General features: G+C 40.2%; 7 protein-coding genes. All 7 read left to right on the top strand.

Features of this window, described 5'->3' with window-relative positions; genetic code table 11:
- The first annotated feature begins 347 nt into the window (after window positions 1–347).
- The 7 genes from IEV27_RS07190 (at window position 348) to proC (ending at window position 12,520) form a co-directional block, all read left to right on the top strand.
- On the top strand, window positions 348–1,886 hold the full coding sequence (locus IEV27_RS07190; protein WP_188376742.1) for a Ppx/GppA family phosphatase: 1,539 nt from the start codon (window positions 348–350) through the stop codon (window positions 1,884–1,886).
- Window positions 1,887–1,979: 93 nt separating this feature from the next.
- Window positions 1,980–4,082, top strand: coding sequence for an RNA degradosome polyphosphate kinase (locus tag IEV27_RS07185; protein ID WP_188376741.1), 2,103 nt, complete (start codon window positions 1,980–1,982; stop codon window positions 4,080–4,082).
- A 255-nt stretch (window positions 4,083–4,337) separates the two neighbouring features.
- Window positions 4,338–7,151, top strand: a complete 2,814-nt coding sequence (locus IEV27_RS07180; protein WP_229734971.1) for a 2-oxoglutarate dehydrogenase E1 component — start codon at window positions 4,338–4,340, stop codon at window positions 7,149–7,151.
- Window positions 7,148–8,467, top strand: a complete 1,320-nt coding sequence (odhB, locus tag IEV27_RS07175) for a 2-oxoglutarate dehydrogenase complex dihydrolipoyllysine-residue succinyltransferase (RefSeq protein ID WP_188376739.1) — start codon at window positions 7,148–7,150, stop codon at window positions 8,465–8,467. The genes IEV27_RS07180 and odhB overlap by 4 nt, the downstream gene beginning before the upstream one ends.
- A 192-nt stretch (window positions 8,468–8,659) precedes the next feature.
- The gene (yhbH, locus tag IEV27_RS07170; RefSeq protein WP_188376738.1) at window positions 8,660–9,832 is read left to right on the top strand and encodes a sporulation protein YhbH; all 1,173 of its coding nucleotides are present in this window, start codon (window positions 8,660–8,662) and stop codon (window positions 9,830–9,832) included.
- Between the two features lie 117 nt (window positions 9,833–9,949).
- Complete coding sequence (locus IEV27_RS07165) at window positions 9,950–11,470, top strand: potassium/proton antiporter (RefSeq protein WP_188376737.1); 1,521 nt, start codon at window positions 9,950–9,952, stop codon at window positions 11,468–11,470.
- 234 nt (window positions 11,471–11,704) lie between these two features.
- Window positions 11,705–12,520 (top strand): pyrroline-5-carboxylate reductase, encoded by an 816-nt coding sequence (proC, locus tag IEV27_RS07160; protein WP_188376736.1) that lies wholly within the window; start codon window positions 11,705–11,707, stop codon window positions 12,518–12,520.
- Window positions 12,521–12,525 lie beyond the last annotated feature (5 nt).

Genomic DNA, 12,525 nt, shown 5'->3' with positions numbered 1-12,525 from the left:
GTATTCCTAAAATCATGTGTCTGCATAACGTATGGAATTTTTACACTTTGAAATTGCAACAAAGTTAATTTGTCCCCTGAAAGAAAATTAGACTGGGTAGAAGGCGAAGGGAAATGGTGAGACTCCTATGGGAGAAACGTACATGGTGAGATCACCGAGGGCAAAGCCCGAGGAAGCTCACCGTACGCCCATGGAAAGCGATCCATTTCCCGAAGCCTTTTGCTGTATTCTTGAATGAAAAGATGGAAATCCAGAGAAAGTGATTTCTCTACATGCAGAGGGGCTCTAGACATGGTCTAGAGTCCCTTTATGTTATAATGTGCAAAAATGCAGGGCAGGTGGAACGAATGGCGAAACAGTACTATGGCATCATCGATATTGGTTCAAACTCGATCCGTTTAGTTGTTTATTTGAGAGATAAAGGCGGAAGACTTCGAGAAGTTGAAAACGTAAAAGCTGTAGCTAGGCTGAGCACCTATTTGCAAGAAGAAGGAGAGCTTTCAAGAGACGGGATTGATAAACTGCTAGATACATTGAAAAGCTTTGAAGGAGTACTTGCTACATACGATTTGGAACAAACGGTTTGTGTGGCTACGGCGGCCATACGCCAGTCAGTTAATCAAGCTGAGATTCTTGAAGAAGTGACGGAACGTACTCGTTTTGATATGAGAATACTTTCTGAAGAAGAAGAAGCGTTCTATGGATATTTAGCTGTAGTGAACTCTACTTCATTAACGGAAGGGTTCACCGTGGATATCGGGGGAGGAAGTACGGAAATTACGTATTTTAAAGATCGCAAACTTATTCATTCGCATAGCTTTCCGTTTGGAGCCGTTACACTAAAACAGCGCTTCTTTAAAAAAGATCTTCCTACTGAAGAAGAGATGACGAACTTACGTCAATTTTTAAAAGACAGTTTTCAAACGCTGTCGTGGTTAAATGGCAAAAAAGTCCCTTTGGTTGGGATTGGAGGCGGCGCGAGGAATGTTGTTCAAATTGATCAGAACCTCAAAGAATATCCTTTAGCTGGTCTTCATCAATATAAAATGCTCGATAGTGACCTTTCATTTATTAAGAATTATTTGCTTACGTTATCCATGAAAAAATTGCAAAAAGTAGAGGGTCTGTCAAAAGATCGAGCGGATATTATTATCCCGGCTACAGAAGTATTTCATAGCTTATATGATACGGTACGAGCGGACGGTTTTATCCTTAGCCGTAAAGGTTTAAGGGATGGTGTATTTTATGAGCAGCTCACTAAAGGTATGGGCACCCATCTGTTTCCAAACGTTCTTGAAGAGAGCATTCAAGAGCTTATCAATGATTATGAGTTGAATATGAAGCAAATCCAACACGTGCAACATTTAGCTAAAGAGCTGTTTACTCAGTTTCACGAAAAGGGAATTGGCTCTTTAAAGAAGGAAGACTGGTCAAATGTTAAACGTGCGAGTTATGTCTTTAATCTTGGGGAATATATTGATGACGAAGCAAGTGCGCAGCACACGTTTTACTTATTAGCAAACCGTACGATCGATGGTTTAATGCACATTGACCGCTTAAAGCTCGCATTAATGGCCTCTTTTAAAAATAAAACGGTGTTTAAGCAATTTATTAATCCGTATAAAACGTGGTTTCTTAAGGAAGAACGAAAGCATATTCGTTTGCTGGGTGCTTTTCTAAAGTTTTGCTACAGCCTTGATAGTACACGCAGATCCACAATAGAATCTTTAGAAGTCGATAGGAAGAATGAGGAAATCACCATTACTCTCTATTGTAATAAGGATTTTATGCCTGAAGAATATCAAGGAGAAAAACAAAAGAAACATTTAGAAAAAGCGTTAAAGAGCAAAATCAGCTTATCATTTGTAGCATTGCAGGACAGTTGAAATTTTTACAAAAACTTAACGTAAACTTTGTTTGCTGACAAAATTCGCGTAGTACGATTGTTTTAGAAACCACTGTCATAAGGGGAGTAGGCAATGAGTACAGACGAGGGTATTAGAAATTTAAACCATCCCGGGTATTACAATAATCGTGAGCTGAGCTGGCTTGCGTTTAACGAACGTGTACTGGAAGAAGCGAAAGATACGACAACACCATTGCTGGAGCGGTTTAAGTTTTTAGCCATTTTCTCCTCAAATTTAGATGAATTCTTTATGGTTAGGGTCGCAGGTCTAAAGGATCAAGTAAAAGCCGGTTATAATAAGCCAGAGAATAAGGCCGGCTTAACCCCTAAACAACAGCTTAAAGAGATCGCTCTCATAAATCACGGTCTCGTGAAAAGTCAATATGATACGTATCAAGCCATTAAGCCTGAATTAGTGAATGAAGGAATTGAGATTACGGAAATCGATGCCCTTACCGATGATCAATTACAAGAACTTGAACATTATTTTGAAGTGGAGATCTTTCCTGTTTTAACCCCAATGGCTGTCGATGCCTACCGTCCTTTCCCAAAACTTTTAAACAAAACGATCAATTTGGCTGTCGTGTTAGAAGATCAAATTGATCTAAACGATCAGACGGAAAAAACGGCGATCGTTCAGGTTCCTTCTGTTATTTCACGCTTTGTAGAATTAAAGGCTCCTTCCTCCTCCCAATTCATTTTATTAGAAGACGTCATCAGCCATTTTGCAGAAAAACTGTTCAAAGGCTATCGAGCGAAAACAATCACAGAGTTTAGAATTACGAGGAATGCGGATATGACGATTCATGAAGAAGGCGCGCGGGATTTGTTAAGAGAGATTGAAAAAGAGTTGAAAAAAAGGAAGTGGGGAGCAGCGGTACGACTGGAAGTTCGTAAAGGCAAGCTTGATGATAAAATGGTGCGCTTTTTACTAAGTGTATTAGAAATTCATGAAGATGACTTATATATCACAGACGGCCCATTGGATCTAAGTTATTTATTTGATTTTTATAAAGAACTGGCAGATGAAAAGGAGGAGTTAGTTTACCAACAGTTAATTCCTCAACCGCTGCGTGATATTAAAAATGGGGAAGACTTATTTGAAGCCGCTTTGGATCGTGATATATTTCTACATCATCCTTATGAGTCATTTGAACCAGTTGTGGAGTTTTTAGCAGATGCGGCAAAAGATCCGGATGTTCTGGCTATTAAACAAACGCTATATCGTGTAAGTGGAGACTCTCCGGTTATTAAAGCGTTGAAAGAGGCGGCTGAAAACGGAAAACAAGTGACCGTCCTGGTTGAGTTGAAGGCACGTTTTGATGAAGAAAATAATGTGCAGTGGGCTCGGGAGTTAGAGAAAGCGGGCTGTCACGTGATCTACGGAATGACCTATTTAAAGACGCATAGTAAGATTACACTCGTCGTTAGAAAAAAGGAAAACACGATTGAGCGTTTCGTTCATCTAGGAACAGGGAACTATAATGATCAAACAGCAAAGATTTATACAGATATGGGCTTGATTACAACGAATAATGAGTTTGGCATTGATGCTACGAACTTCTTTAACTATTTGAGCGGCTACACGGAAAAGCCTGATTATCACCATATTTCGATGGCTCCTTTTGATCTTAGAAATGATTTTATTCAGAAGATTGATGAGGAAATTCTGTTTCAAAAAGAGCATGGGAATGGGCATATTGTGGCAAAAATGAACTCGCTCACGGATAAGCAGATTATTAAGAAGCTTTACGAAGCTTCACAAGCAAACGTTAAGGTCGATCTTATCGTACGCGGGATTTGTTGTTTACGCCCTGGAATTGAAGGGGTTAGTGATAACATTCGAGTGATTAGCATTGTCGGTAGATTTCTAGAGCATAGCCGAATCTTTTATTTTCACCACAACGGAGAAGAAAGAGTCTACTTATCATCGGCTGATCTTATGACTAGAAACATGGTGAAAAGAGTAGAATTATTGTTTCCTGTATATGATCATCACATTAAAGTTAGACTAATTGAAATTCTGCAGTTGTTTTTAAACGATAATGTAAAAGCTAGAGAACAAGATGCTGAGGGAAAGTATCATTATGTAAAACAAGAAGGGGACGCTTCTTTTGTAGATAGTCAGCTCACTTTATTTGAGTCGGCGTATCAAGTCCTTGAAGACGAAGAGTAAGAAAGGTGTATAACTTTCTGAAAAAAGTGAAATAGACGTACCAATCGGTGCGTCTTTATTGTTATAATGGAGGGGAAAATCCAGAAAAAGAAAAAAAGCGATAAATGTTGAATTTCATAACGTTTCAACTCTATAATAGTAAGTGTGTTTGCAAACGTTTACGTTCCAGCATTAGACAACAACTACTTGGAGGTATTTGACGTGGCTAATCAAGGTGCCAACGAAAGGTTTTGGGAAGAATTTCACGGTCCTAACATGGGCTATATTGAAGAACAGTATGAATTATATGAAAAAGATCCGAAGTCTGTAGATTCAACATTGAAAGAATTGTTTGATGAGCATGGAGCACCTGAGTGGATGAGTGCACCTGCTTCTTCGGCGACAAATGGAGCGGCACAAACCTCATCTGTAGATATGGTAAAAGTAACCTCAGCATTTAAACTTGTTGAGGCTATTCGACGTCATGGTCATCTCGATGCAAAAATTTACGCCGTAGGAAGCAATGAAAGAGCACCTACGAATATGCTAGAGATTTCTAGATATGGATTAAGCGAAGAGGATTTAAAAAACATTCCGGCTGACCTGGTATGGCCGGATGCACCTGTGAAACTAGACAATGCACTTCAGGTGGTACGCACCCTTAAGGAGAGGTATGCTGGGACAATCTCCTTTGAATATGATCATGTAAGTCACGAGAATGAAAGACAGTGGCTGCAAAATAGAATTGATTCATCTGAATTTCAAGTCAATTTAACGAATGAAGAGAAAAAACAATTACTTAAAAGGTTAGCAACTGTAGAAGGGTTCGAGAATTTCCTGGCAAGGACTTTTGTTGGGCAGAAGCGATTTTCCATCGAAGGACTCGATTCGATGGTACCGATGCTTGATCACATTGTTCAAGCTGCATCTTCCGACAAAATCTCCAACATTATGATGGGGATGGCTCACCGTGGGCGTTTAAATGTATTGGCTCATGTTTTAGGGAAACCATACGACCGTATTTTTTCTGAGTTCCACCATTCACCGGATAAGGAATTGATTCCATCAGAAGGTTCAACAGGAATTAACTATGGTTGGACAGGTGACGTAAAATATCATTTTGGTGCTCACCGTGAGATTGGTAATGGTGAACAATCATCTACTCAAGTAACGTTAAGTCACAATCCATCCCACTTAGAATACGTAAACCCAGTCGTTCAAGGCTTTACAAGAGCGGCACAGGATGATCGCACGCAGCCTGGATACGCGCAGCTTGATGAAGAAGAAGCATTTGGCATTCTTATTCATGGAGATGCTGCCTTTATTGGAGAAGGCGTCGTAGCTGAATCTTTAAATATGAAAGATTTGCCAGGCTATCGTACAGGCGGGACGATTCATATTATTGCGAATAACTTAGTCGGCTTTACGACGAATCGTCGTGATGGCCGTTCCACTCGTTATGCTAGTGACTTGGCAAAAGGATTTGAAATTCCGATTGTTCATGTAAATGCAGATGATCCAATTGCTTGTCTTTCAGCGATATCACTAGCTTATGAATATCGAAAGAAATTTAAAAAGGATATTCTCATCGATCTTGTCGGCTACCGTAGATACGGGCATAACGAAATGGATGAACCGCGTTCTACGCAGCCATTACTTTATAAACAAATTGATGAGCACGCTACGGTGTCCCATCACTTCGAAGAGAGCCTTATAAAAGAAGGTACGATAGAAGAGGGTACACTTAAAGAAATGTTCGATAATGTAGAAAAGAATCTGCGTGAAATTTACAATAATATGAAAGAAAATGAAAATAAAGAAGCGGATGTGAAAGATCGTCCTGGCGGAGTAGAACGGCCGTTAGATGAAATCGTTACAGCGATTGATTTAGATCGTTTAAAGAAACTAAACGAAGAACTATTGAAGCGTCCTGAAGGGTTTAATGGGTTTAAAAAGCTTGAGAAAATTCTTCAGAAACGCAGCAATATGCTGGATGAAGGCAATAAGGTAGATTGGGCAACAGCCGAAGCACTAGCTTTTGCGTCCATTATTGAAGATGGAAATCCAATTCGAATCACTGGTCAGGATACAGAGCGAGGAACTTTTGCTCACCGTCATTTAGTTCTCCATGATATTGAGTCAGATGAAACGTATTGTCCACTTCATGGTATTGAACAAGCAAAAGCTTCGTTTGATATTTATAACAGTCCATTATCAGAAGCAGGCGTACTTGGCTTTGAATATGGTTATAGTGTACAAGCACCAGAAGCCCTAGTTATTTGGGAAGCTCAATTCGGTGACTTTGCTAACGCAGGACAAGTCATTTTTGACCAATTTGTTGCTGCTGGCCGGGCGAAGTGGGGAGAGAAGTCTAATATGGTGTTTCTGCTTCCTCACGGTTATGAAGGGCAAGGTCCGGAGCACTCCAGTGCCCGCTTAGAACGATTCTTACAGTTAGCGGCTGAGAACAACTGGACGGTCGCAAACGTAACTTCGTCAGCTCAATATTTCCACCTCCTAAGACGTCAAGCAGCGATCAATGATCAAGAGGAATCTCGTCCTCTTGTGCTGATGACACCGAAGAGTTTGTTAAGAAATCAACGAGTAGCGACGGACAGCAGCAAGTTTAGTAAATTAAATTTTCAGCCAATCTTACGTCAGCCTGGATTGACGAAAGAAACGAAAAAAGAAAAGTCCAAAGTGACGTCATTGCTGCTAGGCAGCGGTAAAATTATGGTTGAAATTGAAGACGCTGTCGAGAAGATGGAAGATCAATCCTTTGAAACTTTAGATGCGGTAAGGGTGGAACAAATTTATCCATTCCCAACGAAGCATTTAAAAGAGATTTTATCAGAATATCCAAACTTAGAAGAACTTGTTTGGGTGCAGGAAGAACCACAGAATATGGGAAGCTGGTATTTTGTCGAAGGTATTCTGCACCGCATGCTGGAAAAAGGACAGATTCACCGTTATGTTGGCAGACCACATCGTGCATCTCCTTCTGTAGGTGAACCAAATATTCATAAAACAGAACAAAGAAGAATCATTAATGAAGCGCTACAGTTGTCTAAAGGAGGAAACAAATCATGAAGGAAATCAAGGTCCCTGAATTAGCTGAATCCATTACAGAAGGTACGATCGCCGAGTGGTTAGTAAAAAAAGGTGATCAAGTTGAAAAGGGTGACCCCATCCTTGAGCTCGAAACAGATAAAGTAAACGTAGAAGTGAATGCTGATGCGAGCGGCGTACTCGCTGAAATATTAAAAGATGAAGGGGATGACGTCGAAGTCGGAGACGTTATTGCTAAAGTCGATGAGAACGGGGAAGCTGGAGGTTCTTCTGAGGAAGAGGCTTCAGAGCAAGAAGAAGAGCAACAAGAAGAAGAGAAAGAAGAATCAAAAGAAGATAAGGAAGAAAAAGCAGAAGATAAGCAGCAAGATAAACAGGAAGATAAAAAAGAGTCAACGGAGCAAAAAGGATCTAAAAATGATGTAGTCGCTACACCTGCAGCTCGCAAACGCGCTCGTGAACTAGGAATTGATTTAAGTGAAATCACGGCAAAAGATCCACTAGGCAGAATTCGCCCTGAGGATGTAGATGCGGCGGCAAGCGGAAGTGATAAGGAGAGTAAGAAGGAAGAGAAGAAAGAAGCTCCTAAGCAAGATAAAAAAGCAAAAGAGTCCAGCGAAAAGACTGAATTTGATAAGCCGGTCGAGCGCATTAAGATGTCACGCCGCCGTCAAACGATTGCGAAGCGCTTAGTTGATGCTCAGCAAAGTTCAGCGATGCTCACAACCTTTAATGAAGTAGATATGACGAATGTGATGAAGCTGCGCAGCGAACGTAAAGAAGCATTCCAGAAGAAGCATGATGTAAAGCTAGGGTTTATGTCTTTCTTTACAAAAGCAGCTGTCGGTGCTCTTAAAGAATTTCCATTAATTAATGCCGAGATTCAAGGCAATGAAATTATCAAGAAGAAATTCTATGACATTGGTATGGCCGTATCTACTGATGAAGGTTTAGTTGTCCCAGTCGTTCGCGATGCAGATCGCCTTGATTTTGCCGGAATTGAAAAAGGCATTATGGACATGGCTCAAAAAGCTCGTAACAAAGAACTTCAATTGGACGACCTTCAAGGTGGCTCATTTACGATTACGAATGGCGGAATCTTTGGTTCTATGCTTTCCACACCGATTCTGAACTCTCCGCAGGTCGGTATTTTAGGATTGCACAATATTGAGAAACGCGCGAAAGTAATGCCGGACGATACGATCCAAGCTCGTCCAATGATGTATATTGCTTTATCCTATGACCATCGTATTGTTGATGGAAAAGACGCAGTGCAGTTCCTTCGCCGCATTAAAGAGATGATTGAAGATCCTTATGATCTTTTATTAGAAGGTTAATATAGTAAAAAACCCTCTTTGTTTTTAAAACAAAGGGGGTTTTTCTATTTTAGATGAAATAAGATTTATCATAATAGTAGAATAAACTGAAAATTCAAATAAAAAAATGTTGTCATATCGTAATTAGTCTCATCCATTGAACTTGTCCTGCATATGATAGAGTAATCCACAAAGAGGAGGGGGAATTTTAGGATGAATGATAAGAAGAATTTTGTCATTGCTGAAGACGACTGGTCCCTCCATCGAAAAGGCTATGATGACCAAAGGAGACACCAGGAAAAAGTCAAAGATGCGATGAATAAACAGCTGCCCGACCTCATTACTGAAGAGAATATTGTGATGTCTAATGGAAAACGTGTTGTGAAAATCCCTATTCGCTCACTTGATGAATATAAGATTCGATATAACTACGATAAGAATAAGCATGCGGGTCAAGGGGATGGGGACAGTGAAGTAGGGGATGTAGTCGGTCAGTCACAGGAGGCTCAGAAGAAGCCAGGTCAGGGAGAAGGCGCTGGCGATCAAGCTGGTGAAGATTATTATGAAGCTGAAGTGTCATTAGCAGAACTTGAGGAAGCTTTCTTTAAAGAATTAACACTGCCGAATTTAGCTGAAAAGGAAAAAGATACAATTATTCATGAAGACATTGAGTTTACGGATATTCGGAAAACAGGATTGACTGGGAATATTGATAAAAAACGTACGATGCTTGAAGCTTTTAAACGTAATGCACTTGGCGGCGACTCTTCATTTGCACCTATTTATCCAGAAGATATCCGATTTAAAGCTTGGACAGACCAAGATAAGCCTGAATCTAAAGCCGTTGTTATTGCTATGATGGATACCAGTGGATCTATGGGGCAATGGGAGAAGTATATGGCGAGAAGTTTTTTCTTTTGGATGAATCGTTTCCTTAACAAAAACTATGAGACTGTTGATGTTGAGTTTATTGCTCACCATACGCAGGCTAAAATTGTATCAGAGGATGACTTTTTCTCCAAAGGGGAAAGCGGAGGAACGATATGCTCATCTGCTTACCGAAAGGCGTTAGATCTAATTCAAGAGAAATATTCACCAGACCGTTATAATATTTACCCATTTCACTTTTCAGATGGCGATAACTTAACATCGGATAATAAGCGATGCGTGTCTTTAATTCATGAGCTTATGGAAGTATCACAAATGTTTGGTTATGGAGAAGTCAATCAATACAACCGTTCCTCTAGTTTAATGCAGGCCTACAAATCAATAGGTCATGAAAAATTCCGTTATCATATTCTTCGGAAGAAAGCTGATGTATTCTATGCGATGAAACACTTTTTTAATGAAGAAGATACGAAAGAGATGGCTGCTTTTAGTGAATAAGCCGAGGGTTTGATCCCGGCTTATTTTTTTTGGTCAAGTTGAAATGCTCAATATTTACCAATGATCTTGTTATAATAAGAACAATGTAAAATTGTAAGAATAAAAGGAGTTACCTTAATGATCCATGAAGTTTTTGAATCGAATCAGTTTATCATGCTTGTCTCCTTGCTTTTAATTATGAGCGTAATCGTCACTAAATTTTCTTCACGACTTGGTGTTCCTTCTCTTGTTCTCTTTATTGCCGTCGGAATGGCCGTCGGAAGTGATGGATTAAACCTATTGTACTTCGACAACGCTGAAGTGGCTCAAATTGTAGGCATCTTTGCACTCATTGTTATTTTATTTGAAGGTGGGATGCAGACGAAGTGGAAGTCGATACAACCTGTCATTGCCCCTTCCGTCACACTGGCAACGCTTGGAGTTGTTTTAACAAGCTCCCTTGTCGGAATCGCGGCAAAGTACATATTAGGGCTCTCTTGGTTAGAGGCTTTATTGCTTGGGTCGATCGTGGGCTCTACGGATGCAGCGGCAGTTTTTGCCGTATTAAAAGGTAAAAACATTCGAAATAAGCTGGAAGCCACGTTAGAAGCTGAATCAGGAACGAACGACCCTATGGCTGTCTTTTTAACCATCAGTTTTATCCAGGTTCTTACTTTAAATGAGACAAACTTTTTTGGGATGGTCGGGTCATTTTTCTGGCAAATGGGAGGCGGACTTGTCGTCGGCCTTTTAGTTGGATACGGGGCAAGCTTTGCATTAAATCGAATAAACCTTGACTCAAGCGGACTTTACCCTATTTTCGCCCTCGGGTTTGCTTTCTTAACGTATGGTGCTAGTTCACTTATTCAAGCTAGCGGACTTCTATCGGTTTATGTTGCTGCTGTGATCATTGGAAATGCTGAATTAGCTTATCGTTATTCCATTTTAAGGTTCCATGAAGGCTTTGGGTGGATGGCGCAAATTTTAATGTTCATCTTGCTTGGGCTCTTTGTGTTCCCATCTGAAGTGTTTACAGGGCCTGTTATTATAGATGGTTTATTAATTGCACTCGTACTCATTTTTCTGGCAAGACCTGTCGCTGCATTTCTAAGTCTAATGTTTTTTAAGTTTACTTTTAAGGAAAAGCTATTTCTCTCGTGGGCAGGGCTGCGGGGAGCTGTTCCGATTGTTCTTGCTATTTTTCCGCTGTTAGCCGATGTTGAAAACAGCCAGTTAATGTTTAATATTGTATTCTTTATTGTGATTATTTCAACCTTAGTTCAAGGGGCTTCGATTACATGGGTAGCTGAAAAGTTAAAGCTGGTATCTGAGAAGAAAACGAATCCGATTCACTCATTAGAGTTGATTTCAATGGGCAAAGCCAATGTGGAGTTAATGCAGTATGATGTAAATTCACGTAATTTGATCGTTGGTCAGTCTTTAGAAAATATGGAGCTTCCCGATAAAGCCTTAATAAACGCCATTATAAGGGACGGTGAGGTCATCACACCTTACGGGCAGACAACCATTCAAGCAGGGGATACATTGTATATTATGGTGACGAAACGGGTGAAAAAAGAAGTCAAAGCGCTGCTAGAGGCTGTGGATGATGAAGAAGAAGTCAAAGAATACGGCCACAACGAAAAAAACCGAGCTTGAAGGCAGCTCGGCTTTTTTCGTAGCAGCTATGATATTTGTGGTCAATCGTTATGATATGAAGAATACACTCATTATTATAGAATAAGCTAGGATCATTTGTAAAGGCTTTACCGAGAAAACATGATATATTTACTAGAACTTCTTCCCTGCTCGAGGATAAATATAAAGGGATAACGTTGTCGAGCGGCTGTTTATCATATACAATTGAAGACACGAAAGAGAGGGGTTGGTAAGGTGACTAGAAAAATTGGATTTTTAGGTTGCGGACAAATGGGTCAAGCCATGATTCAAGGGATGATTGAATCTCGAGTTGTGGAGCCTGAACAAATCTCAGCTACAGCATTAACCGATGAAACGATAGATTTTGTAGCGGATGAGTATGGGATCTCCATTTCTAATGATAATAAAAAATTAGCAGCTACGAGTGATATTTTATTTTTAGCTGTGAAGCCATATATGTATGAAGGTGTCATCCAAGAAATTAAATCATCCGTTACGGAAGATACGATTGTTGTTACAGTGGCAGCAGGAATTACGCTTGAAAAAGTCAAGCAATCCTTTGATTTTAACGTAAAAGTCATTCGTTCAATGCCGAATACCCCCTCTTTAGTCGGTGCGGGAATGAGTGTACTTTGCCCGAATGATTTTGTAACAGAAGAAGAGCTGGCTGTGGTAAAGGAACTTTTTGAAAGCTTTGGCGAGTCTGAAGTGATTGGCGAGCAGCACATGGATGCGATCCCAGCTATAAGTGGGTCTTCACCTGCTTATGTTTATATGTTTATTGAAGCGATGGCTGATGCAGCCGTACAGCAAGGTCTACCAAGAGATAAAGCGTATAAGCTGGCAGCTCAATCGGTTCAAGGAGCGGCAAAAATGGTGCTCGAAACTGGAAAGCATCCAGGAGAATTAAAAGATATTGTTTGTACGCCAGGTGGTACGACCATCGAGGCCGTTAATATGCTTGAACAAACTGGCATGCGCAGCTCTGTGATTCAATCCATGAATGCGGCTACGGCGAGAGCAAAAGAATTATCAAAAGGAAAGAAATAACCTTA

The sequence above is a fragment of the Halobacillus andaensis genome, from assembly GCF_014636475.1.
GTDB lineage: Bacteria > Bacillota > Bacilli > Bacillales > Halobacillaceae > Halobacillus_A > Halobacillus_A andaensis.
The sequence above is the reverse complement of the archived record's forward strand: the minus strand, read 5'-3'. Positions and strand labels throughout refer to the sequence as shown.

Excerpts from the sequence above, each read along its gene's own strand:
- IEV27_RS07190 (WP_188376742.1), top strand. The coding sequence starts at position 348 with ATGGCGAAACAGTACTATGGCATCATCGATATTGGTTCAAACTCGATC.
- IEV27_RS07185 (WP_188376741.1), top strand. The coding sequence starts at position 1,980 with ATGAGTACAGACGAGGGTATTAGAAATTTAAACCATCCCGGGTATTAC.
- IEV27_RS07180 (WP_229734971.1), top strand. The coding sequence starts at position 4,338 with ATGGGCTATATTGAAGAACAGTATGAATTATATGAAAAAGATCCGAAG.
- odhB (WP_188376739.1), top strand. The coding sequence starts at position 7,148 with ATGAAGGAAATCAAGGTCCCTGAATTAGCTGAATCCATTACAGAAGGT.
- yhbH (WP_188376738.1), top strand. The coding sequence starts at position 8,660 with ATGAATGATAAGAAGAATTTTGTCATTGCTGAAGACGACTGGTCCCTC.
- IEV27_RS07165 (WP_188376737.1), top strand. The coding sequence starts at position 9,950 with ATGATCCATGAAGTTTTTGAATCGAATCAGTTTATCATGCTTGTCTCC.